This window comes from Mumia sp. zg.B21 (genome assembly GCF_019550855.1).
GTDB lineage: Bacteria > Actinomycetota > Actinomycetes > Propionibacteriales > Nocardioidaceae > Mumia.
Map to the genome: position 1 here is coordinate 1144558 of NZ_JAHWCJ010000001.1, position 23570 is coordinate 1168127.

Sequence of the window (23570 nt, forward strand, 5' to 3'; positions counted from 1 at the left end):
ACCAGCGACCAGCAGGGCCCTAACCTGGTCGCATGACCGCGATTGCCGAGCCTGCTGCCCACGTCACCGAGATCACCTCCCTCGAGGAGCTTCGCGCGCTCGTCGGCGAGCCCCTCCCCCGTGTGCGCGACAAGGTCATGTCGACGCTGGTCGACGACCACGTCGCCTGGCTCGAGGCATCCCCGTTCTGCCTCGTCGCGACCTCGGACGCCTCCGGGCGGTGCGACGTGTCTCCGAAGGGAGACCCGGCCGGCATCGGCCACGTCGTCGACGCCACCACGGTCGCGATCCCCGAGCGCCCCGGCAACAAGCGGGTGGACGGCTACCTGAACGTGCTCGAGAACCCGCACGTCGGTCTGCTGTTCATCGTCCCCGGACGCGGCGACACGCTACGGGTCAACGGCCGGGCGCGGATCGTCTCCGACGCCCCCTACTTCGACGCGATGACCGTCAAGGGCCACCGGCCGATCATGGCGCTGGAGGTCTCGATCGAGGAGGTCTTCTTCCACTGTGCCAAGGCGTTCCTGCGCTCGCGTCTGTGGAACCAGGACTCCTGGCACCCCGAGGTCCTCGCGACCCGCGCCGAGATCGCCAAGCGCCTCGAGCGTCCGGAGGAGTCGCTGGGCGCACTCGAGGCCTACTACGGCGAGGCGTACTCCAAGAACCTCTACTGAGCGGCGCCCGGCCGCTGACCCCGGACGGCTGCGCCCTTCGCCCGCGCGGCGTCGGCGAGGCGTGACTGGAAGGCGACCATCGCGTCCGCGAGCGCGGGGTCGGACGCCGCGAGGATGCGTACGGCGAGGAGACCGGCGTTGCGTGCGTTGCCGACGGCGACGGTCGCCACCGGCACGCCGGCGGGCATCTGGACGATCGACAGCAGCGAGTCCATGCCGTCGAGATACTTCAGGGCGACCGGCACACCGATCACCGGCAACGGCGTCACCGACGCCAGCATGCCCGGCAGGTGAGCCGCTCCTCCGGCACCGGCCACGATCACCCGGAGGCCGCGGCCGTGGGCCTCGCGGCCGTACGCGATCATCTCGTCCGGCATGCGGTGGGCCGAGACGACGTCAGCCTCGTACGAGACACCGAACTCCTCGAGCGCCTCTGCCGCCGCCTTCATCGTCGGCCAGTCGGAGTCCGACCCCATCACGATCCCGACCTGTGGTGTCTCACTCACCGGTGCTCCCCCTGTCCCACTCGTCTGGGTCCACGTCGTCTCGGTCCTCGTCGTCTGGGTCCACGTCGTCGTCCAGCCGCCCCTCGAACCAGGCTGCGGCGTGCCTCGCCCGCGCAAGGAGATCATCCAGGTCGTCGCCGTAGACGTTCACGTGGCCGACCTTGCGCCCGGGCTTGACGGCCTTGCCGTACAGGTGGACCTTGAGCCCGGGGTCGCGCGCCATCACGTGCGGGTAGGCGTCGTACAGGTGCCCCACCTCGCCGCCGAGGATGTTCACCATCACCGTCCACCGGGCCCGCGCCCGTGGCGAGCCCAGCGGCAGGTCGAGCACGGCGCGCAGGTGGTTCTCGAACTGGCTGGTCTCCGCGCCGTCCATGGTCCAGTGGCCGGTGTTGTGTGGGCGCATCGCCAGCTCGTTGACGAGGATGCGGCCGTCGGCGGTCTCGAAGAGCTCGACCGCGAGGATCCCGACGACGTCGAGCTCAGCGGCCACCCTCATCGCGAGCATCTCCGCCTCTGCAGCGCGTTCGGGGTCCAGACCGGGGGCGGGCGCGATCACCTCGCGGCAGATGCCGTTCTCCTGTTTCGACTCCACCACCGGGTAGGTCGCGACCTGGCCGGAGGGCGACCGCGCGGCCAGTGCCGACAGCTCGCGACGGAAGTCGACCAGCTCCTCGGCGATCAAGGGCACACCGGCCGCGAACACCTCGGCTGCCGCTCCTGCGTCCTCGACGACCCACACGCCCTTGCCGTCGTACCCGCCGCGCGTGGTCTTGACGACGACCGGGTAACCGTCACCGTCGGCGGCGAAGCGGTCGAGCCCTGCGGCGTCCGAGACCGGCGCCCAGCGAGGACACGGCACGCCGAGTGCGGTGAGCCGCTCCCGCATCTCGCGCTTGTCCTGGGCGAAGAGCAGGGCGTGCGGCCCTGGACGACAGGCGTGACCCTCCGCGTCGAGGGCACGGAGGTGCTCGGGCGGCACGTGCTCATGGTCGAAGGTCACGACCGCGCACCCCTCGGCCACGCCTCGGAGCGTGGCGAGGTCGCGGTAGTCGCCCACGGTCGTCGCCGGGTTCACCTGGGCGGCGCTCACATCCGGCCCTTCGGCGAGGAGATGGACCGGCACCGCGAGGGAGACGGCGGCCTGCTCCATCATCCGAGCCAGCTGCCCGCCCCCGACGATGGCGAGCGCGGGGCTGTCGATCGGGCTCTGCACGCGGTCATGCTATCGGGCGTGCTGGACGTGTCCGAAAAGGCGCAGGGGCGTGACCCGAGGCGGGCTTACCTTGGCCAGGCGCTCACGCGACCGTGTCGGGCGTCACGATCAAACCCGGGGGAAACATGAAGAAGGCACAACGACAAGCTCGCACGGCGATCCTGGTGATGGTCGCTGCGACCGCGCTGGCCGTCGGCGCTCCCGCCTACGCCGGCGCCGTCCAGAGCCCGCCGGCCACCGCGCAGGGCACGAGCACTCCGTCGGCTGACGATGCCGTACGAAAGGCGCCACGGACGGTCATCACTCTCAAGATCGCGGGCTGCGAGGGTTGTCGCCTCCGTCCGACGCAGGCGGTCCGGGGGAAGTCCGCCTGGACGGGGAAGGCCAAGAGGGTCCGTGACGGCAAGGTCCGCTGGTCCGTGCGTACCGACCGCACCGCCGGTCTGACCTTCTTCGTCGAGCGGAACCCGAAGGCTGCGTCGACCACAGTGCTCAACGCCGTCCCGATGATCGTCGCCCGCTACCGCGGCAAGGCGGTCGGCAGCCGAGTCAGCGACGCAGCAGCACGCAAGGCCAAGCGGGCGACCCCCTGCTTGCGTGGCACGCAGGCGTCTCGCTTCACCAGGCGAGTCGTCGTCCGCTACTCACGGGTCGACGATCCGACCGGCCCGGGCACGGTGCGCGTCCCGCGCTACTACTTCAAGAAGACCCAGCGCGCGACCAAGCCGTACTCGCGAACCTTCAAGGGGACGCTCGCCGCGCAAGACCTCTACGTCTGTCCTTGACGACACGGCAGTCGAGCGAGGCGGCAGACAGGACTCCGTAGGCTGAGCCCGTGACTTCCTCTCTGTCGCCGTCGCGCGTCACCACTCGGCTCGGTGAGGTCGCGAGGTTCGGGACGGTGGGTCTCGCCGGCTACGTCACGGACGTCGTCGTCTTCAACCTGCTCCGGTACGCCGGTGACCCGGGAGTCCTGGAGCACAAGCCCGTGACGGCGAAGATCCTCTCCGTGGCCGTCGCGATGATCGTGACCTACGTCGGCAACCGGCAGTGGACGTGGCGCGGTCGGAGCAATCGCAGCGTCCACCGCGAGGTCGTCCTCTTCGTGGTGATGAACGGCATCGGCATGCTCATCGCCGTCGGGTGCCTGGCATTCTCGCACTACGTCCTGGGACTCGACAGCGCCCTCGCCGACAACATCTCCGCGAACGTCGTCGGGTTGGGTCTCGGCACCCTGTTCCGGTTCTGGGCTTATCGGCGGTTCGTCTTTCCCGACGGCGACCCCGCTGAGCCGTCGTAGGAGCTCTCGTGGGAGACCCTCAGCCGTTGTAGGACCAGCGGTGCCGCACCGTGAGCGGCTCGACGTTGCCGAATCCCCGCAGGTTGCGCTGGGCCATCGCCCGGGTCTCGAACCTGTCCCCGAGGCCCTCGGCGGTCGCCGCGTCGATGATCACACGGTTGCGGCGGGCGACACCGGTGAGCCGCGCGGCGAGGTTGACCGGTGGACCGTACACGTCTCCGAGCCGCGAGATCACCGGCCCCGTCCCCAGACCGACGCGCACGTCGGGCAGGTTCTTGTCGCCACCGATCTCGGCCACGATGGAGAAGGCGATGTCGGCCGCGACCTCGGGGGACTCCGCGAGATAGAGGACGGAGTCGCCGAGAGTCTTGATCGGCCGACCGCCGCCCTCGGTGACGAGGTCGATGCAGCGTGTCTCGAACTCCTCGACCAGATCGGCCAGGCCGTCGTCGTCAAGCCCGTTCGACAGCTTGGTGAACGCCACCAGGTCGGCGAAGCCGACGGTGACGACCATCCGGAGCACGTCCTCCTCGTCGGCGGCCAGCGCCTCCGCGCGCGTCGCCGACGCGGCCAGGTGCCGGCGCCACGAGTACACCAGCAGGCGCTCGAACACCGGCCCCATCGTCTCCGCCACCGAACGACCCGACGATGGCCACCGCCGACGGTCCTCCTCGGACTGGTTGCGCCGCTCGAGGACCTCGGCGAGGGTCGACACCTGCCACTCGGCGAGGCGCGACATGGTCGAACCGAGGGCGCGGGTCAACCGGACGACCGTGTCGTCGTCGAGCACCCCCGAGGCAACGACGGCGCGTACCGTCTTCAGCGCGTCGAGGTCGGCAGGGACGAAGGCCTTGGCGTCGGCCGAGTCGGGGAACCCGAGCGCTCGCCAGAGTCGTCTCGCCTCCTCGTACGAGACTCCTGCTGCCGCGGCGACCTCGTCGCTGCTGAAGATGGGATCCGCACCGAGGATGGCGCGGGCGAGGTCGTCGGGCACGTCAGATCTGCTCGTCGCTCGTCATCGGCTGGTGCGCCTCGAACACGAGGGAGCTGAGCTGCCGGTGGACGTCCTCGATGTGAGGGACGTCGCGGATACGCAGGCCGTCCTGCTCACTGGCGGCGTGGACGATCAGCGTCCCGCACCCCAGCAGGCGGTCGGTGAGCTGCTTCTCGAACGAGACGTCGTTGATGCGGTTGAGCGGGATGATCCGACCGGTGCGGGTGAGGATGCCGCGCTGCTCGATGAGACGTCGATTGGTCACGGTCCACGTCCAGGTGAACCAGCCCAGGAACGGGAGGACCACCCACATCAGGACGACGAGCAGCGCGACCACCACGACGACCGAGCGCACGGGCCCGACCGTGACCGCCGCTCCGAACCCACCGGCAGCGGCAGCGACCACGAGGACGAAGACGGCGCCGAACAGCGCCTTGACGTGTGTCCTGACCGTCAGGACCTCGTTCTCGCCGCCGATCAACAGCTTCTTGGAGACACCCACGGGGTCATGGTGTCATGCCCGGGACCGCAGATGCGTGATGTCTCCGGCACTGACTGTGGTCACCTCGCCGTTCACCGAGATCTCCAGCCGGCCGCTGTCGTCGAGTCCGACGGCCTCGCCCTCGATCCGCTGGCCGTCGGGAAGCTCCACCGACACCTCGCGTCCGAGGGTCGCGCTGCTCCGCTCGTACGCCTGCCGGATGCCGATGTCGGGATCGCCGCCGGCGTCGGCCCATGGCACGTACAGGGCCTCGAAGGCGGCGGCGAAGCCGCTCAGCAGCCCGGTCCTCTCCGCCGTCGGTGAGCCTTCGTTGGTCAGCGAGGTCGCGTTCGGGACACCGATCTCCTCAGGGGTCGTCGACACGTTGATCCCGCACCCGACGACCGCGGCCGGCCCGGTCGGGGTGTCGACCCGCTCGACGAGGATGCCGGCGAGCTTGCGGTCCTCGACGACGACGTCGTTGGGCCACTTCAGCTGGGCGACGACCCCCGCCTGACGCACGGTGGCGACCACGGCGGCGCCGGTCAGCAGGGGGAGCCACGTCCATCGGTAGCCGTCGATGCGCGGGCGTACGAGGACCGAGACGGCCAGCGCGGAGTAGCGCGGCATCTCCCAGGTCCGGTCGAGCCGTCCACGCCCTGCCGTCTGGTGGTCGGTGGTCAGCAGCGTGCCTTCCGGCGCGCCCTCCCGGGCCAGCCGGGCGAGGTCGGCGTTGGTGCTGGCGGTCTCGGGGACCACGCGCACCTCCTGCCACCACGACGTCGGTCGGATCAGGGCCTGCTCGAGACCGGCGGCGTCGAGTGGACGGCGGGCGAGAGGAGAGTCGGCTGGCGGTGAGTCGCTCATGTCCCCACTGTCCCATGATCCGCGCCCCTCGTCGGGGCGAGCGGACCGACGGCTACCCTGAGCGCGTGAGCGAAGCAGTGGCACCTGAACCGGGTCAGATCGACACGCACACCACCGCCGGCAAGCTGGCCGACCTCGACCGGCGCCTGGACGAGGCGGTGCACGCCGGGTCGGCGAAGGCCGTCGAGAAGCAGCACGCCAAGGGACGCCAGACGGCCCGCGAGCGGATCGAGATGCTGTTCGACGAGGGCTCCTTCGTCGAGATCGACGAGCTGGCGCGGCACCGCTCGACGGCGTTCGGTCTCGAGAAGAACCGCCCCTACGGCGACGGCGTGATCACCGGCTACGGCACGGTCGACGGCCGTCAGGTGTGCGTGTTCTCCCAGGACTTCACCGTCTTCGGCGGCAGCCTCGGTGAGGTCTACGGCGAGAAGATCACCAAGATCATGGACCTCGCGATCAAGACCGGCTCCCCCATCGTGGGCATCAACGAGGGCGCCGGCGCGCGCATCCAGGAGGGGGTCGTCTCCCTCGGCCTGTACGGCGAGATCTTCCGGCGCAACGTGCACGCCTCAGGGGTCATCCCGCAGATCAGCCTGATCATGGGGTCCTGCGCGGGCGGTCACGTCTACTCCCCCGCCGTCACCGACTTCACCGTGATGGTCGACGGCACCTCCAACATGTTCATCACCGGCCCCGACGTGATCAAGACCGTCACCGGCGAGGACGTGACGATGGAGGAGCTCGGCGGCGCCCGTACGCACAACACCAAGTCGGGCAACGCCCACTACATGGGCGCCGACGAGGAGGACGCGATCGAGTACGTCAAGGGGCTCCTCTCCTTCCTCCCGCAGAACAACATGGAGGACGCGCCGGCGTACGACGGCCTTGCCGACCTCGAGATCAGTGACGTCGACCGCGCGCTGGACACGCTCATCCCCGACTCGACCAACCAGCCGTACGACATGCACACGGTGATCGAGTCCGTCCTCGACGACGGCGACTTCCTCGAGGTCCAGCCGTTGTTCGCGCCCAACATCCTCATCGGCTTCGGCCGGGTCGAAGGGCGCAGCGTGGGCATCGTCGCGAACCAGCCGATGCAGTTCGCCGGCACGCTCGACATCGACGCGTCCGAGAAGGCCGCGCGCTTCGTCCGCACGTGCGACGCGTTCAACGTGCCGGTCTTGACCTTCGTCGACGTGCCGGGCTTCCTCCCCGGGACCGACCAGGAGTGGAACGGCATCATCCGCCGGGGCGCCAAGCTCATCTACGCCTACGCCGAGGCGACCGTCCCGTTGGTCACGGTGATCACCCGCAAGGCCTACGGCGGCGCCTACGACGTCATGGGCTCCAAGCACCTCGGCGCCGACCTCAACATCGCGTGGCCGACCGCCCAGATCGCCGTCATGGGCGCGCAGGGCGCGGTCAACATCCTGCACCGCAAGACGCTCGCCGCGGCCGACGACCCCGAGTCGAAGCGTGCGGAGCTGATCGACGCGTACGAGCAGACGCTGGCGAACCCCTACGTCGCCGCCGAGCGCGGCTACGTCGACCAGGTCGTCCAGCCGCACGAGACCCGCATCGAGATCGTGCGTGCGCTGCGGCTCCTGCGCAGCAAGCGCGAGACGCTGCCGCCCAAGAAGCACGGGAACATCCCGCTGTGAGCACCGGGCAAGAGGACACCGCCGCAGCGCCGCTGCTGCGGGTCGTCAAGGGTGACCCGTCGCCGGAGGAGCTCGCGGCGCTCGTCGCCGTCGTCGCCGCACACGGAGCCGCCTCGGAGCTGGCTCCTCCGACGCGGCGATCCGCGTGGGGAGATCCCTCGCTCGCCACGCGCCCGCCGCACGCCCACGGGCACGACGGGTGGCGCAGGTCGGCCTTCGCGCGCTAGAACGCGTTCCCGACCCTGCATCACGCGGCGAGGGGTACGAGCCGTGTCCGCCCACCCGTACGGCCGATCCGGAGCCGTACGCTGGCCCGCGTGACTCGACCACGCCTCGTCCTCGCCTCGCAGTCCCCCGCCCGTCTCGCGACCCTGCGCAGCGCCGGCCTGGAGCCGGACGTGATCGTCTCCGGAGTCGACGAGTCGGTCGTCGTGTCCGACGACCCGGTGGTCGTGGCCACCGAGCTCGCGCGGCTGAAGTGCCGGGCGGTGTCCCACCGGCTCACGAGCCCGGACGACACCCTCGTGATCGGTTGTGACTCGGTGCTGGCGTTCGACGGGGAGATCCTCGGCAAGCCGTCCGACCCGCAGACCGCGATCGAACGCTGGCGGGCGATGCGCGGCCGTTCCGGGGTCCTCCACACGGGACACTGCGTGCGGCTCGGGGAGCGCGAGATCTCCGACGACGGCGCGACGACCGTGCACTTCGCCGACCTCGACGACGCGGAGATCGAGGCGTACGTCGCGACCGGCGAGCCGCTGCAGGTCGCTGGAGCCTTCACGGTGGACGGGCTGGGCGGCCCGTTCGTCGAGCGGATCGAGGGCGACCACCACAACGTCGTCGGATTGTCGCTCCCGCTCCTGCGCAGGATGCTCGCCGGACTCGGTGTCCGGTGGACCGACCTCTGGGACGCGTCGCGCGGCTGACCTGGCGAGCGCACGCGTGGGTGCACGCGGGCACGGACGGTCGCCGCTCAGGTCCTCAGCCGGAGGAGTCGATCGAGATGGCTCTCGATCCGTGAGAGCGGGTCCGCTCGGGGACGGGAGCAGCGACGCGCCCGGACAGGCTCGCGGGCGGGAGGGGGCGCCGGCGGCGCGACAGGGGCGTCCCTCGTCTCGCGGAGGCCACGAAGGCGCGCGCTCAACCGCTGACGCTGGACGCGGTGGTGGTCCTCGATCTCGAGGATCCTCGCTCCCTTGCGGCGGCTGAAGACGAACCCTCTCTGGCCGTCGGCCTCGACCCAGAGCTTGCCGGCGTGGACGAGCTGGTGGCAGCGAGGACACAGTCCGGCAAGGTTGTCGAGGTCGGTCCGGCCGCCGTCCCGGTCCCACCACGCGACGTGGTGGACCTCGAGGTGGGTGCCGCCGCACGCCGGGTTGGCACAGACCCCACCCTGACGCGCGAGAACGGCCTGCCGCTGTTTGTAGGTCGCCAGCCGGTGGGTGCGCCCGACGTTGAGGATGTCGGCCTGCGGCGTCGTGGACGAGGTGACTCCCGCGACGAGCACGTCGGTGCGGTCCGCACCGCAGGCGAGGTAGTCGAACAGTCCAGGCCCCACCGGCCCCCAGCCCGTGAGGACCGGCGGCTCCGCCCCGGGCAGGCCTGCCAGCCAGGCGGCGTCCACCATCACGTTGACCTGCGGGCGGACGCCGCGATCGGAGAGCAGGCCGTGCTCCAGCGCTGCAGCAGCAAGATCGCCGACCGCGTCGACGCGTCGCTGGGCCGGGGTCCGGTCGTCCTCGGTCCCTCGCGGCGCCGACGCCGCCGTCAGCCAGGTCCGCAGGCGCGTGCCGTTGACGGCGTCCAGGAACCCGTTGACGTGATAGCCCTCTCCACACCGTGCAATCGTCAGATCGTGCTTGTCCATCCCGGCGACGTAGGCACGGTCAAGGTCTTCGGGGTGCGCTACCTCCACGAGCATCGTCAGCTGTGCCGTCAGCTCGCCCGGCTCGCACACGCGGGCGACGTCGAGCATGACGTCCTCGGCCGCCTCGACGACCTCACGATCGGCCTTCTTGAGCGCAACCGTGAACGCGTCCACGTGTGCCCGGCGGATCTCTCCCGCGCGGTGCGCGGCGCCGACCGCGGGCAGCACGCGCAGCGTCCGTCCCGCGGCGATCGCCGCTCGCGACTGCCGGACGTCCCAGCGCAGCTCTCGACGTGCCCACCCGGCCGTCGACGAGGCGCCCTCCGCCTCGTACGCCGCCCGCTCCTGCATCTGGTCCAGCCACACCGCCTGGAGACCGGCGAGCCGGTCGGCAGCGTGTGCGAGCCGTCGGAGCGTCTCGCACGTCTGAGCATCCGAGGCCGAGGCGACAGGTAGGTCGGCGAGCGCGTCGAGCATCACCTCCAGCCTGGCCAGCACCTCGGTATCGAACATACATACGACTCTAACGGTGCCCACTGACAGGTCTCGATCGCGCGACCTGGACTCTTCTCGTCCGGTCATCGTTCGGCAGGATGGCTCGTGTCGACGCACCCAGGAGACACGCCGACGCCACCCGCCGACGCGTGCAGATGAACAACGCGATCCGCCCCGTGGCGAGACCGCGTGGCTACTCGACGGGCAGCCCGAGCCCACGCGCGATGAGCATGCGCTGGACCTCCGACGTACCCTCACCGATCTCCAGGATCTTGGCGTCACGGTAGAAACGGGCGACCGGATACTCCTCCATGAAGCCGTACCCGCCGAACACCTGCGTCGCGATCCGCGTCGCGGTGACGGCCTGCTCGGTCGCGTACAGCTTGGCGATCGAGGCGGCTTGCTTCAGCTCCTGCCCGCCGACACCGGCGTCCTTCATCGCCGCCGCCTCGTACGTCAGCGCACGCGCCGCCCGGGCAGCCACGGCGAGGTCGGCGATCTGGAACGCGACACCCTGCTTGCGTCCGATCGGACCACCGAAGGTCTGGCGGTCGAGCGCGTACTCGCGGGCGAGATCGAGACAGGCTTCGATGCACCCGACCGCGAGCGCGGCGATCGCGATGCGTCCGTCGTCGAGAGTGGCGAGGAACTGCGCATAGCCCCGGCCACGCTCGCCGAGGAGGTTCTCCTCCGGCACGCGGCAGCCGGTGAACGTGAGCGGGTGCGTGTCGGAGATGTGCCAGCCGAGCTTGTCGTAGCCGGGCTCGGCGACGAAGCCGGGCGTGCCGGCGGGCACCATGATCGTCGAGATCTCGGGCCGGCCGCCGTCACGGACGCCCGTACGGGCGGTCACCGTGACCACGGAGGTGATCGCCGAACCGGAGTTGGTGATGAACTGCTTGGCGCCGTCGATCACCCACTCCCCGGCCTCGAGAGTGGCCTTGGTGGCGGTGGCGCCCGCATCCGACCCCGCGCCAGGCTCGGTGAGCCCGAACCCGGCGAGCGCCCGCCCCTCGACGAGGTCAGGGAGCCACTGCGCCTTCTGCGCCTCCGTGCCGTACGTGAGGATCGGGTTGATGCCGAGCCCCACCGCGGCCTCGAGCGTGATGCCGATCGACTGGTCGACACGACCGAGCTCCTCGATGGCGACGCAGAGGCTGGTGAAGTCGCCGCCCGAGCCTCCGTACTCCTCCGGGGCCGTGAGCCCGAAGAGTCCGAGCTCGCCCATCGTCGTGACGAGGTCCACCGGGAAGTGGTGGTCCTTGTCCCACTGCGCCACGTGCGGGGCGATCTCGGCCTGGGCGAAGTCGCGGACGACCTTGCGGAAGGCCTCGTGCTCTGCGGAGAGGGTGCTGTACGCCATCCGCCGATGTTAACAGTCGTTAACCTGACGAGGAAGTGTCGTCGTCCGCGCACCGACCACCGCAAGGGGGTCGTCTCGGAGCATGGAATGCTTCCTCCGAGACTTGACGTGTTCGCAATCGCAAACATATGGTCGTGTTCGCAATCGCAAATATCGCCTCTGCGCCTCCCCGGCCGCCCCTCCGAGAGGAACCCCGTGCGACTCCCCCACGTCCTGGCCCGCCGCACAGCCAGCATCGCCACGACCGTCCTCGGTGGCGCTCTCATCGCCTCCACGGCTCTTGCCACCGGCGCCTCCGCCGTCTCGTCCTCCGCCCCGGCGCTGGCATCTGCCGACGCCGACGACACGGGACGGATGATGCTGGTTCTCGACTCCTCGGGGTCGATGAAGGAGAAGGCGGGAGACGGCGCGACGAAGATCGAGGCAGCCCGGACCGCCCTCGAGAGCGTCGTCGACAAGCTGTCCGACTCCCAGGACGTCGGGATGCGTGTCTTCGGCGCGACGGTCTTCTCGCGCAACGACAAGGGCGCCTGCACCGACACCCAGAAGGTCGTCGACCCCGGCACCGACAACCGCGACGCGCTGCGTGCCGCGATCAGCGCCTACAAGCCGTACGGTGAGACGCCGATCGGCACGGCGCTGCTCGAGGCCGCACGCGACCTCGGCGACGAAGGGCGGCGATCGATCGTCCTCGTCTCGGACGGGGAGTCCACCTGCGCTCCCGACCCGTGCAAGGTCGCCGCGCGCATCTCCAAGCAAGGCATCGACCTCACCGTCGACGTCGTCGGCCTGTCCGTCGACGCCAAGACCCGCAAGCAGCTGCGCTGCATCGCCGAGGCCGGCAACGGCCGCTACTACGACGCCGAGGACGCCGGCGAGCTGTCCGGTGCGCTCGACACGGCGGCCGTCCGCGCCGCGCGCCCGTGGACCGCGATCGGCACCCCGATCACCGGCGGCCCCGACGCCGCGAACGCCACTACGATCACCACCGGCGACTGGCGCGACGTCCTCGGTCCGCAGCACACGGTCCCGGGGCAGCGCTGGTTCCGGTTCACCCGCACGATCCCAGGGTCGACGGTGCGGGTCTCCGCCGCGATCGCCGGTCCGACCGGAGGGTACGAGGTCGACGACGGCCTGTACGTCGAGACGTTCGTCGGGAGCGAGGACTGCGGCACCGGCGCGGACTCACAGGCGGGCACCGGCTACCAGCCGATCCTGGTCGCGACCGAGGCCGTCCCCGGCAACCGCGACTACAACGACGAGTGCAAGGACGGCTCCGAGATCACCTTCAACGTGACCCGTGGCAAGCAGTCCGGCGACGTGTCACGGCGTACGGAGGAGCTCGTCGAGATCCGCATCATCGAGGAGCCGCCCGCGGCCAACGCCGCCAGCCTGCCCGCCTCGGCCCCGAAGGCGTCCGAGGACGTGCCCTCGATGTCCGACCCGACCCCGCTCCCGACCGGCGGAGTCTCCTTCGGCGACGCGGCGCCGCTCGACCCCGGCGCTTTCCGAGGGTCGATCGTGCCCGGCGAGACCCAGATCTTCCGCATCGACCTCGACTGGGGCCAGAGCCTGTCCTCGGTGATCCAGTTCGACCCGATCACCGACACCCAGAAGCAGGCTCTGGGCGACGTCGACCTCAACACCACGCTGTGGACGTTCTCCCCCGGGCGCGCCATCGCGCGAGCACCGTTCGTCTCCGACTCTCGGGGCAGGCTCACGGACTTCTCGTCGCCCGAGCTGGCCGCGGTGACCCCGGTGGTGACCTACAACGAGCGCCGCTCGACCGCCGACGGCAATGCCGCGGCCTCGATCGCCGGACCGTACTACCTCGTCCTCGGCGTCGCCGGCGAGAACGGCGGGACCGTCGAGGGCGCAGCGGCAGGTGTCGAGCTCGGGTTCACCCTCGGCCTCGCCCGCAACGGGGAGCGCAAGGGCGTGCCGGAGTACGACGGCGAGGCGCCGCAGTTCGGCGGCGAGACGAGCGAGACGGTCGACCCCGGCGACGACGACTCCGGCGAGGCCGACGCGAGCGACACGTCCGCGAGCTCGGCGACAGACTCCGACGACGGCGCCGGCTGGCTCCCGTTCGCCCTGGCCGGGGCAGGAGCCGTCCTGGTCCTGGGCGGTGTCGCCGCCCTGCTCGTCGTCCGTCGCCGGCGACGCCAGTCGGCGGAGCAGGCTCCGCCGGCCTACCAGCCCTGGGAGGGGCCGGGCGGCGCGAGCCCGTACCAGTGAAGACCTGCCTGACCGCCCTCTCCCCGCTCGAGATCCACGAAAGGACCACCGTGCACCGACACGCACTCCCTCTCCGGACCCCAGTCCTCGTCGCAGCCGCGGCACTGACCGCGACCGTCGTCCTCACCACGCCCTTGCCGGCCGCGGCCGACGACGCGGCGACGTACGAGCCGGCCGGGAAGTCGGTCGACGGCGGCGCCAGCGCCGGCGACGCGACCGGGCTCGAGGCGGGTGACTGGAAGGACACCATCGGCCTCACCGGCACCGCAGAGGGCCAACGCTGGTACACGGTCAAGCGGACCGTCGACGGCTCGACCGTCCGCTTCGCCGCAGCAGCGCCGTCCGGGGCGCCGACCGCCAAGCACAAGGTCACGGTCGAGGCGTTCGCGGGCAACACGAGCTGCGGCAAGGGCGACTCCTCCTCGGCAGGAGGAGGGCACCAGCCGATCGTCGTGGCCAGCGCCGCCGCGGGGTCCGGCGACTCGGACGAGTGCGTCGACGGTGACGCCATCACCTTCAGCGTCACGCGCGAGGTGTCCGAGGGCAGCGAGGAGCAGACGGACGAGACGCTCGAGATCCGGGTGGTGGAGGAGCCGACGGCCAAGGATGCCGAGCAGCTCCCCACGAAGTCCGCCGAGCTGCCCGAGAAGAAGCCGCCGCTGTCCGATCCCGAGGAGCTCCCGGCCGGCGGAGTGTCGTTCGACGAGGCTGTCTCCCTGGACCCGGGGGCCTACGAGGGCACCATCAGCCCGGGCGAGACCCAGATCTACCGGGTGGACCTCGACTGGGGACAGAGCCTCGACACCGTCGCGCAGTTCGCCCCGGTCACGGCGGCGCAGGCCACGTCCTTCGACGGGGAGGACGTCCAGACCAGCCTCGTGACGTACGCGCCGTCGCGGGCGGTCGCGACCGACAGCATCTCGTACACGTACGGTCGCCTCAACGAGTACTCCTCGCCCGAGCTGCGCTCCACCACGCCGTTCGTGCTCTACAACGCCCGCGAGAACTCCTACGGCACAGCGACGGCGGTCTCGTCCGCCGGCCCGTACTACGTGGTCGTCGCGGCACCGCCCGTCGAGGAGGGCTCCGGCGCCGCCGGAGCCGACCTCGGCTTCACGCTCGGCGTCGCCGTCAACGGCGAGGTGTCAGGCACCCCCGACCTCGGCGACCAGGCGGCCGTCATCGGCCCGGACCTCGACGGCGGCTCCTCGGGCTGGCTCACGTGGGTGCTCGTCGGCCTCGGGGTGCTTCTCGTCCTCGCTGGTGTGGCAGCGGTGCTGATCGCACGACGGCGCGCGGCCGGCGCACGCGCGGAGGCCACCCCGTACGGCGGCTACACCCCGCCCGACGCACCGCAGGACTACCCGCAGCCGTACGGCGGGCAGCAGGCTCCGTACGGCCCGCCGCCGGCGGGCCGGGGCGAACGGCCCGGCGACGGCTGGTGACGGCGCTCAGCCGAGCAGCATGAGGATCGCCAGCACGATGACGAGTCCCCCGGCGCCGACGCTCAGCAGGCCGAACGCGGCCAGCGGGCTCGGCCGCCGGGTGGACGCCGGCGGTCGCGGAAGGCCCGGTGGAAGACCCGGCGACGGGGACGGAGAGGGCAGCGGCTCGGGCGCCGTCGGCGGCAGGGGGACAGCGCGGAGTGCGGGGGCCGCGTCGGTCCCGTGCAGCCGCACGTGCTCGAAGACCTCGATCTCCGCTCCGTCGTCGCCGGGCGCTGCACCGGCCGGAGGGACGAGGCCCGTGTCGTGCAGCATCCTGCGTGCCCGCGCCGCGCTCGGCGGCCTGCGCGCCGGGTCGGGCGCCGCCAGGCCCCGCGCGAGGTCCCACAGCCGTCGGTCGACCCCGGGCGGCGGCGCCGACGGCAGGGCGCGGCCGTCCTCGGGCCGCTCGCCGGTCAGCATCTCCGCCAGGACCACACCGGCGCCGTAGAGGTCCTGCACAGGCAGCGGGTCGGCCCCGACCGCGCTCTCGGGCGCGCGGTAGCCGCGGGTGCCGAGGACGATCGCCGGGGCGGTCATCCGGGGCTCGTGCAGGGGCACCGCCACCCCGAAGTCGCTCAGTCGCAGGTACGGCCGGCCGCGGCCGGTCGGCTCCAGCAGGAGGTTGGCGGGCTTGACGTCACGATGCACGACGCCGGCCCGGTGGACGGCCTCGAGCGCGTCGAGCAGCTGGTCGAGCAAGCATGCGGCCCAGGGCGCTGGGAGGGCCCCGAAGTCCTCGATCAGGTGGTGCACCGACCCGCCCCGTACGACGTCCATCGTGAACAGCACCGTGTCGTCCTCGCCGGCCCAGCCCCGCGGCACGACCGTGTGCGGGTGCTCGATCCGGGTGCTCAGCTCGCGGATGAACCGCAGCAGCAGCGACGCGTCGACCTGACGGACGAGCTTGGCCGCCCGGAGCTGGTCGTCCCGACGGTCGTGGACCAGCCACACCGTCCCCATGCCACCGGCACCGATCGGCTCCAGGAGCTCGTACCGGCCGGCGAACACCTCACCCACGCCCGTGGCCCCCGTACTGACGGAGGAGCTGGGCGATCAGCGGGTGGTCGGCGTCGAGCAGCAGCGCCGCGGCCTCGTACTCGTCGGGATCGCCCGCGACGCTCAGCACGGTCCGCAGCACAGCGGCCTCGGTGCTGCGGTGCGTGACGACCCCTCCCGCTACCTCGCGCTCCAGCTCGGCCAGGCCCTCCTCGGACGTGGTCTCGCCGCGCGTGACGCGGCCCGCGATGTCGTACGCGGCCTGCAGCCTGGCCACCGCCGCCGGGTTGCCGATCTTGACGCGGTGACCGTTGACCAGCTGCGAGAGCATGGGCGCCGAGATGCCCAGCAACGACGCCATGCGCGCCTGCGTGACCCCGAACGTCTGGACGCACCGGCGCACGATGATCCCGAGCGGCTCGCCGTACAGCTCGGCCTGCGCGCGGGTGTTCGCGTCGATCTCGGGACTCGTCATGACGGCCTTCACCCTATCCGCAGCGAGCGCCCTCCGAGAGCGACGGCAGGCGGGTCGTGAGCGGGCCGCTCCTGCTCAGTCCCCGAGCACCTGACGGCAACCGTCAGGGTGCCGCTTAGACTCGGCACGCAGCCCCCAGGCACGTCGAGGAGCAGACCTGTGAGCAACAACGAAGGCATCCGGCCGCTGACCAAGGTCCTCATCGCCAACCGTGGCGAGATCGCGGTCCGCGTCGTCCGCGCCTGCAAGGACGCGGGGATCGGCAGCGTCGCGGTGTACGCCGACGCCGACCGTGACGCGCTGTTCGTCCGGCTCGCCGACGAGGCGTACGCGCTGGGTGGCGCCACCCCCGCCGACACCTACCTGTCGATCGACAAGATCCTGGACGTCGCGCAGCGCAGCGGCGCCGACAGCGTGCACCCCGGCTACGGGTTCCTCGCCGAGAACGCGGCGTTCGCGCAGGCCGTCATCGACGCCGGGCTGATCTGGATCGGCCCCCCGCCGCACGCCATCGAAGCCCTCGGCGACAAGGCCAAGGCCAAGCACATCGCTGCGCGGGCCGATGCCCCCCTGGCACCGGGGACCAAAGACCCGGTCGCCGACGCCGACGAGGTCGTCGCCTTCGCCAAGGAGCACGGCCTCCCGGTCGCGATCAAGGCGGTCTTCGGCGGCGGCGGACGCGGTCTCAAGGTCGCTCGCACGCTCGAGGAGATCCCCGAGCAGTACGACTCTGCCGTCCGCGAGGCCGTCACGGCCTTCGGGCGTGGCGAGTGCCTGGTCGAGAAGTTCCTCGACCAGCCGCGTCACGTCGAGACCCAGTGCCTGGCCGACGCGCACGGCAACGTCGTGGTCGTCTCCACCCGCGACTGCTCGCTGCAGCGCCGTCACCAGAAGCTCGTCGAAGAGGCGCCCGCGCCGTTCCTGACCGACGACCAGATCGAGCGCCTGTACGCCTCGTCGAAGGCGATCCTCCGCGAGGCCGGCTACGTCGGCGCGGGCACGTGCGAGTTCCTCGTGGCCCGCGACGGCACCATCTCCTTCCTCGAGGTCAACACCCGCCTCCAGGTCGAGCACCCGGTCTCGGAGGAGGTCACGGGCCTCGACCTGGTCCGTGAGATGTTCCGCATCGCCGCCGGCGAGGAGCTCGGCTACGACGACCCGGAGATCCGCGGCCACTCGATCGAGTTCCGGATCAACGCCGAGGACGCCGGACGCAACTTCCTGCCCGCCCCGGGGACCCTGACGACGTGGGATCCCCCGTCGGGCCCGGGCGTACGCGTCGACTCCGGCTACGTCGTCGGCGAGACGATCCCCGGCTCGTTCGACTCGTTGATCGCCAAGCTCATCGTGACCGGCTCGAGCCGGGAGCAGGCCATCGAGCGGTCGCGCCGCGCGCTCGACGAGTTCGGCGTCGACGGCATGCCGACGGTGGTCCCGTTCCACCGCCGGGTCCTCGACGACCCGGCCTACCTCGGTGACGGCGAGGGGTTCGGCGTCTACACCAGCTGGATCGAGACCGAGTTCGACAACACGATCCCGCCGTACGACGGTGCCGCCGGCGAGGCGCCTGAGGCGGAGGAGCGCGAAACGGTGACCGTCGAGGTCGGCGGCAAGCGACTCGAGGTCGTGCTTCCCGCGGGGCTCGGTGCCGCCGGTGCTGCCGCCGGAGCCGGCGCCAAGAAGCCGAAGCGGGCGGCCGGCAAGAAGGCTGGCGCCGCGGCCGGTGGTGACGCGCTGGTCTCCCCGATGCAGGGCACGATCGTCAAGGTCGCGGTCGTGGAGGGGCAGGCCGTCACGGAGGGCGAGCTCGTCGTCGTCCTCGAGGCGATGAAGATGGAGCAGCCTCTCAACGCGCACAAGGCCGGCACCATCACCGGGCTGGTCGCGATCGCGGGCGAGACGGTCACCGCCGGCGCCGTTGTGGTCGAGATCAAGGACTGACGTTGCAGACAGGGACCCGAGCGCTGTGCCATGGTGCTCCCCATGACGATCGCGGTTGCCTACACCCCTGACGAGTACGGCGAGGTCGCCCTCGAGCACGGCATCGCCTGGGCTCGCTCCCACGATGCACGGCTCGTCGTGGTCAACGTCGCGAAGCACTCCCGGTTCGAGGAGGACCCCGACTTCGTCCACGGGTACGACCTCGAGCAGCTGCGGCACCGGTTGGCCGGTGCCGGACTCCCCGGCCACCGCCTGCGGCAGCCCGTCGGACCCGGCATCGGCGACCTCATCATCGAGGCCGTCGAGGACGAGGGCGCCGAGCTGCTGGTGATCGGCATCCGCCACCGCACCCCCGTCGGCAAGCTCATCATGAGCAGCGTCGCCCAGAAGCTGCTGCTCGATGCGCCGGTCCCGGTCTTCGCGGCCAAGCCCGGACAGCACCCGGTACCTTGAGAGCCGGCCGCCCCACCGTCGCGGCGGCCGACCGGACCTGATGCGCTCGATCGGAGTACCCCCATGTTCCGCAAGGTCCTCGTCGCCAACCGCGGCGAGATCGCGATCCGCGCCTTCCGCGCCGCCTACGAGCTCGGCGCCCGCACCGTCGCCGTCTTCCCGTACGAGGACCGTGGCTCCGAGCACCGTCTGAAGGCCGACGAGGCCTACCAGATCGGTGAGGTGGGCCACCCGGTCCGCAGCTATCTCGACCCTGACGAGATCGTCGCCACGGCCGTACGCGCCGGGGCCGACGCCGTCTATCCGGGATACGGCTTCCTCTCGGAGAACCCCTCGCTCGCGAGCGCCTGCGCGCAGGCGGGCATCACGTTCGTCGGCCCGTCCGAGGAGGTCCTGCGCCTCACCGGCAACAAGGCGCGAGCCATCGAGGCGGCACGCGAGGCGGGTGTGCCGGTGCTCGCGTCCGTGCCACCCAGCCGTGACCGCGACGAGCTGGTCGCCGCCGCCGAGGCCCTCCCGTACCCGCTGTTCGTCAAGGCCGTCGCGGGTGGCGGCGGGCGCGGCATGCGGCGCGTCGAGGACCCGGCCGAGCTGCGCGACGCGGTCGACGCCGCGATGCGGGAGGCAGAGGGCGCGTTCGGCGACCCGACCTGCTTCATCGAGCAGGCCGTGGTCGACCCGCGCCACATCGAGGTGCAGATCCTCGCCGACGCGACCGGTGACGTGATCCACCTCTTCGAGCGCGACTGCTCGGTCCAACGGCGCCACCAGAAGGTCGTCGAGATCGCCCCCGCCCCGCGGCTCGACCCGGAGATCCGGGACCGGATGTGCGCCGACGCCGTCGCGTTCGCCCGGTCCATCGGCTACACCTGCGCCGGCACGGTCGAGTTCCTCCTCGACCCCCAGGGCAACTACGTCTTCATCGAGATGAACCCGCGCATCCAGGTCGAGCACACCGTCACCGAGGAGGTGACCGACGTCGACCTGGTGCAGGCGCAGCTGCGGATCGCCGCCGGCGAGACCCTGGTCGACCTCGGGCTCCGCCAGGACGAGATCGCCGTCCGGGGCGTCGCCATGCAGTGCCGGATCACGACCGAGGACCCGTCCAACGGCTTCCGCCCGGACACCGGCCGGATCACGACGTACCGCTCCCCCGGCGGCGCGGGCGTCCGCCTCGACGGCGGCACCACCTACTCCGGCACCGAGATCGGCGCCTACTTCGACTCGCTCCTCACCAAGCTCACCTGTCGGGGCCGCACCTTCGAGGCCGCGGTGGAGCGCGCGCGGCGTGCGATCGCGGAGTTCCGGATCCGCGGCGTCACGACCAACCTGACCTTCCTCCAGGCGCTGCTGGGCAACCCCGAGTTCGTCGCGGGCGGTGTCACCACCTCGTTCATCGACCGCCACCCGGAGCTGCTCGACACGCTGCCGTCTGCCGACCGCGGCACCAAGCTGCTCACGTACCTCGCCGACGTGACGGTCAACCGACCGCACGGCCCGGCGCCGGACGTGATCGATCCCCGCGAGAAGCTCCCGCCGGTCGACCTCGGCGCGGCGGCGCCGGCGGGCACGCGTCAGCAGCTGCTCGAGGTCGGGCCCGAGGCGTTCGCCCGGGCACTGCGCGAGCAGACTCACGTCGCGGTCACCGACACGACGTTCCGAGACGCGCACCAGTCGCTGCTCGCCACCCGGGTCCGTACGTTCGACCTGCTCGCTGCGGCGCCGGTCGTCGCACGGGCGACGCCACAGCTGTGGTCGATCGAGGCCTGGGGCGGCGCGACGTACGACGTGGCGCTGCGGTTCCTCAAGGAGGACCCGTGGCAGCGTCTCGCGGAGCTGCGCGAGGCCATCCCCAACGTGTGCCTCCAGATGCTGCTGCGTGGACGCAACACGGTCGGCTACACGCCGTACCCGACCGAGGTCACCGACGCCTTCGTCGCGGAGGCGACCGCGACCGGCATCGACGTGTTCCGGATCTTCGACGCACTCAACGACGTCGAGCAGATGCGTCCCGCCATCGACGCGGTGCGCGCGACCGGCACGGCGGTGGCGGAGGTCGCGCTCTGCTACACCGGCGACCTGATGGATCCGGACGAGCCGATCTACACGCTCGACTACTACCTGCGGCTCGCCGAACGCATCGTCGACGCCGGCGCGCACGTGCTCGCGATCAAGGACATGGCCGGGCTGCTGCGGGCGCCGGCCGGCTGGCGTCTGGTCACCGCCCTGCGCGAGCGCTTCGACCTGCCGGTCCACCTGCACACCCACGACACCGCCGGCGGCCAGCTCGCCACGCTGATGGTCGCGATCGACGCCGGTGTCGACGCCGTCGACACCGCCTCGGCATCGTTGGCCGGGACCACGTCGCAGCCGCCGATGTCGGCGCTGGTGGCGGGCCTGCAGCACACGACGGCGCCGACCGGCCTGTCGCTCGAGGCGGTCGGTGACCTCGAGCCGTACTGGGAGGCCGTCCGCAAGCTGTACGCGCCGTTCGAGGCGGGACTGCCCTCGCCGACCGGCCGCGTCTACCGCCACGAGATCCCGGGCGGGCAGCTCTCCAACCTGCGGCAGCAGGCGATCGCGCTGGGGCTCGGCGACCGGTTCGAGCAGATCGAGGACATGTACGCCGCTGCCAACGACATCCTCGGCGACATCGTGAAGGTGACGCCGAGCTCGAAGGTCGTCGGCGACCTCGCGCTGCACCTCGTCGCGGTCGGCGCGGACCCGAAGGAGTTCGCCGACAACCCGCAGGCCTACGACATCCCGGACTCGGTGATCGGCTTCCTCGCGGGCGAGCTGGGCGACCCGCCCGGTGGATGGCCGGAGCCCTTCCGCAGCAAGGCGCTGGAGGGCCGTACGGTCAAGATCGGCGAGACGGAGCTGGGACCGGAGGACCGCGCCGGTCTCGAGGCCGACCCGCGGCCCACGCTCAACCGGCTGCTCTTCCCCGGACCCACGCGCGACTTCGAGCACGCGCGCGGAGAGTTCGGCGACGTGTCGGTGCTGCCGACCGAGGCGTACTGGTACGGGTTGCGGCCCGGCGCTGACGTCGAGGTGACGCTCGAGGAGGGCAAGACCCTGATCCTCGGGCTCGAGGCGATCAGCGACGCGGACGCGCGGGGGCTCCGCAACGTGCTCTGCCGGCTCAACGGCCAGCTCCGTCCGGTGACGGTGCGTGACCGCTCGGTGTCCAGCGACGTCGTGACCGCCGAGAAGGCCGACCCGGCCGACCCGCTGCAGGTCGCGGTGCCGTTCGACGGCGTCGTGACCCCCTCGGTCGGGGTCGGTGACACCGTCGAGCCCGGCCAGCAGGTCGCGACGATCGAGGCGATGAAGATGGAGGCCGCGATCACCGCACCCAACGGCGGCACGGTGTCGCGCCTGGTGATCGAGGGCCCGCGCCAGTCCGAGGGCGGCGACCTGCTGCTCGTCCTGGGCTAGCTCCCGCCCCGTCCCGTCCCGTCCGCGATTTGTGCAGTTGATCAAGGAATCCCCTGCCGACTTCCTGGACCAACTGCACAAATCGGGGACGGGATCTCCACAGGCGACAGATCGGGTGTCCTCAGTCGCGTTAGCGGCACCACGCTCCCGGCATGAAACCCGTGCCCGAGGAGCTGCGCGACGGCCCCTTCACCAACGCGACCGCACGCACTCTCGGCTTCAGCGCCCAGGACCTGACGGGCGCGCGGTTCCGGCGGCTCTTCCGCGGCGTCCACGTCGCGGCGGACCTGCCCGTGTCGTTTGCCCTCCTCGTCAGGGCGGCGCTCCTCGTCCTTCCCGACGACGCCCTCGCGAGCCACCTCAGCGCCCTCCGCCTCTGGGGCCTCGGCGTCCGATCGGTGCTGCCGCTGCACTTCTCCACCAACACCACAGCGCAGGTCCGACGCGACGAGATCCGTCTCCACCGGCGACGTGGCCGGCTGCGGATGGCCGTCAGAGATCACATCGGGTGCACGGGGCCGGACCGCACGTACGTCGACCTCGCCACGATCGTCAGTCTGGTCGAGCTGGTCCAGGCTGCCGACCACCTCATCCACTGCGGACACACGTCACGTTCGCAGCTGCGGTCGTACCTCGACCGGTGCCACCTCGACGGCGTCGTGCGTGCCAGGCGCGCGTTCGCCTACGTCCGGGAGCGGGCCGAATCACCGATGGAGACGCTGATCAGGCTGATGCTCGTCTTCGCTCGTCTCCCCGAGCCGGAGTGCAACCAGGAGATCCTCGACGCGTGCGAGAGGTTCGTCGCGCGGTGCGACCTCGTCTACTGGCGATGGCGGGTGATCGTGGAGTACGACGGCGCGTGGCACGAGCGCTCGAAGCAGCAGCGCGCTCGGGACCGTACGCGCCGCGAGAACCTCGAACGCCTCGGCTGGACGGTCGTCGTGGTCCTCGAGGACGACCTCAGGAGTCCGAAGGCGATCGTCTGGCGCGTCCACACGGCCTTGCGCGACAACGGGTACGAGGGCGCACGACCGCTCTTCAACGCGATGTGGACCCGTTGGTTCGCCTGACGCCTCGTACCCGTCCGCGCTGTGTGCAGTTGGTCGCAGAAT

21 protein-coding genes are annotated in these 23570 nt (G+C 71.2%); 12 read left to right on the plus strand and 9 right to left on the minus strand.

The genetic code is table 11. The features are described from left to right. Window positions 1-32: 32 nt before the first annotated feature. Complete coding sequence (locus KV100_RS05670; protein ID WP_220341897.1) at window positions 33-674, plus strand: pyridoxamine 5'-phosphate oxidase family protein; 642 nt, start codon at window positions 33-35, stop codon at window positions 672-674. Here the strand turns inward: KV100_RS05670 and purE are convergent. Beyond that, on the minus strand, window positions 668-1180 hold the full coding sequence (gene purE, locus KV100_RS05675) for a 5-(carboxyamino)imidazole ribonucleotide mutase (protein WP_220342576.1): 513 nt from the start codon (window positions 1178-1180) through the stop codon (window positions 668-670). The two genes, KV100_RS05670 and purE, sit on opposite strands and share 7 nt — an antisense overlap. Further along, window positions 1173-2396, minus strand: a complete 1224-nt coding sequence (locus KV100_RS05680) for a 5-(carboxyamino)imidazole ribonucleotide synthase (RefSeq protein ID WP_308291354.1) — start codon at window positions 2394-2396, stop codon at window positions 1173-1175. Before KV100_RS05680 ends, purE begins: the two co-directional genes overlap by 8 nt. Window positions 2397-2521: 125 nt before the next feature. Between KV100_RS05680 and KV100_RS05685 the strand changes: the two genes are divergently transcribed. Together KV100_RS05685 and KV100_RS05690 are read left to right on the plus strand one after the other, a co-directional pair. Beyond that, window positions 2522-3181: a hypothetical protein gene (locus tag KV100_RS05685; protein ID WP_220341898.1), complete on the plus strand. Its 660-nt coding sequence runs from the start codon at window positions 2522-2524 to the stop codon at window positions 3179-3181. A gap of 50 nt (window positions 3182-3231) precedes the next feature. Then, window positions 3232-3696, plus strand: a complete 465-nt coding sequence (locus KV100_RS05690) for a GtrA family protein (protein ID WP_220341899.1) — start codon at window positions 3232-3234, stop codon at window positions 3694-3696. A gap of 19 nt (window positions 3697-3715) precedes the next feature. On the opposite strand, the gene KV100_RS20065 is transcribed toward KV100_RS05690, so the two are convergent. From KV100_RS20065 to KV100_RS05705, 3 genes are read right to left on the minus strand one after another with little or no spacing between them, the layout of a single operon-like run. Beyond that, window positions 3716-4690, minus strand: coding sequence for an adenylate/guanylate cyclase domain-containing protein (locus KV100_RS20065; RefSeq protein ID WP_220341900.1), 975 nt, complete (start codon window positions 4688-4690; stop codon window positions 3716-3718). A 1-nt stretch (window position 4691) separates the two neighbouring features. After that, window positions 4692-5192 carry a PH domain-containing protein gene (locus KV100_RS20070; RefSeq protein WP_220341901.1) on the minus strand — a complete coding sequence of 167 codons (501 nt, stop codon included), beginning with the start codon at window positions 5190-5192 and terminating at the stop codon, window positions 4692-4694. Between the two features lie 12 nt (window positions 5193-5204). Then, window positions 5205-6038 (minus strand): biotin--[acetyl-CoA-carboxylase] ligase, encoded by an 834-nt coding sequence (locus tag KV100_RS05705; protein WP_220341902.1) that lies wholly within the window; start codon window positions 6036-6038, stop codon window positions 5205-5207. A 65-nt stretch (window positions 6039-6103) separates the two neighbouring features. Between KV100_RS05705 and KV100_RS05710 the strand changes: the two genes are divergently transcribed. The 3 genes from KV100_RS05710 to KV100_RS05720 all read left to right on the plus strand — a co-directional run bounded on the left by KV100_RS05710 (window position 6104) and on the right by KV100_RS05720 (window position 8628). Next, window positions 6104-7702: an acyl-CoA carboxylase subunit beta gene (locus KV100_RS05710; protein WP_301022205.1), complete on the plus strand. Its 1599-nt coding sequence runs from the start codon at window positions 6104-6106 to the stop codon at window positions 7700-7702. Then, complete coding sequence (locus KV100_RS05715; protein WP_220341904.1) at window positions 7699-7929, plus strand: acyl-CoA carboxylase subunit epsilon; 231 nt, start codon at window positions 7699-7701, stop codon at window positions 7927-7929. Before KV100_RS05710 ends, KV100_RS05715 begins: the two co-directional genes overlap by 4 nt. A 90-nt stretch (window positions 7930-8019) precedes the next feature. Continuing rightward, window positions 8020-8628 carry a nucleoside triphosphate pyrophosphatase gene (locus KV100_RS05720; protein WP_220341905.1) on the plus strand — a complete coding sequence of 203 codons (609 nt, stop codon included), beginning with the start codon at window positions 8020-8022 and terminating at the stop codon, window positions 8626-8628. Window positions 8629-8675: 47 nt separating this feature from the next. Here the strand turns inward: KV100_RS05720 and KV100_RS05725 are convergent, their stop codons facing one another. Next, window positions 8676-10082, minus strand: a complete 1407-nt coding sequence (locus KV100_RS05725) for an HNH endonuclease signature motif containing protein (protein ID WP_220341906.1) — start codon at window positions 10080-10082, stop codon at window positions 8676-8678. Window positions 10083-10257: 175 nt separating this feature from the next. After that, window positions 10258-11427 (minus strand): acyl-CoA dehydrogenase family protein, encoded by a 1170-nt coding sequence (locus KV100_RS05730; protein ID WP_220341907.1) that lies wholly within the window; start codon window positions 11425-11427, stop codon window positions 10258-10260. Window positions 11428-11622: 195 nt separating this feature from the next. Here KV100_RS05730 and KV100_RS05735 point away from each other — a divergent pair, with 195 nt between their 5' ends. Continuing rightward, window positions 11623-13665: a VWA domain-containing protein gene (locus KV100_RS05735; RefSeq protein ID WP_220341908.1), complete on the plus strand. Its 2043-nt coding sequence runs from the start codon at window positions 11623-11625 to the stop codon at window positions 13663-13665. Window positions 13666-13715: 50 nt separating this feature from the next. Further along, entirely contained in the window at window positions 13716-15110 is a 1395-nt protein-coding gene (locus KV100_RS05740) for a hypothetical protein (RefSeq protein ID WP_220341909.1), read from the plus strand. 6 nt (window positions 15111-15116) lie between these two features. On the opposite strand, the gene KV100_RS19900 is transcribed toward KV100_RS05740, so the two are convergent. Next, entirely contained in the window at window positions 15117-16169 is a 1053-nt protein-coding gene (locus KV100_RS19900; RefSeq protein WP_220341910.1) for a serine/threonine-protein kinase, read from the minus strand. Then, window positions 16162-16623 (minus strand): DNA-binding protein, encoded by a 462-nt coding sequence (locus KV100_RS05750; protein WP_220341911.1) that lies wholly within the window; start codon window positions 16621-16623, stop codon window positions 16162-16164. Before KV100_RS05750 ends, KV100_RS19900 begins: the two co-directional genes overlap by 8 nt. 159 nt (window positions 16624-16782) lie before the next feature. On the opposite strand from KV100_RS05750, the gene KV100_RS05755 reads away from it, so the two are divergent. The 4 genes from KV100_RS05755 (at window position 16783) to KV100_RS05770 (ending at window position 23528) form a co-directional block, all read left to right on the plus strand. Further along, entirely contained in the window at window positions 16783-18564 is a 1782-nt protein-coding gene (locus KV100_RS05755) for a biotin carboxylase N-terminal domain-containing protein (protein WP_301022187.1), read from the plus strand. A gap of 42 nt (window positions 18565-18606) precedes the next feature. Then, on the plus strand, window positions 18607-19017 hold the full coding sequence (locus KV100_RS05760; RefSeq protein WP_220341912.1) for a universal stress protein: 411 nt from the start codon (window positions 18607-18609) through the stop codon (window positions 19015-19017). A 63-nt stretch (window positions 19018-19080) separates the two neighbouring features. After that, the gene (locus KV100_RS05765) at window positions 19081-22458 is read left to right on the plus strand and encodes a pyruvate carboxylase (protein WP_220341913.1); all 3378 of its coding nucleotides are present in this window, start codon (window positions 19081-19083) and stop codon (window positions 22456-22458) included. A 152-nt stretch (window positions 22459-22610) separates the two neighbouring features. Beyond that, window positions 22611-23528, plus strand: coding sequence for a DUF559 domain-containing protein (locus KV100_RS05770; protein WP_220341914.1), 918 nt, complete (start codon window positions 22611-22613; stop codon window positions 23526-23528). Window positions 23529-23570: the final 42 nt, after the last annotated feature.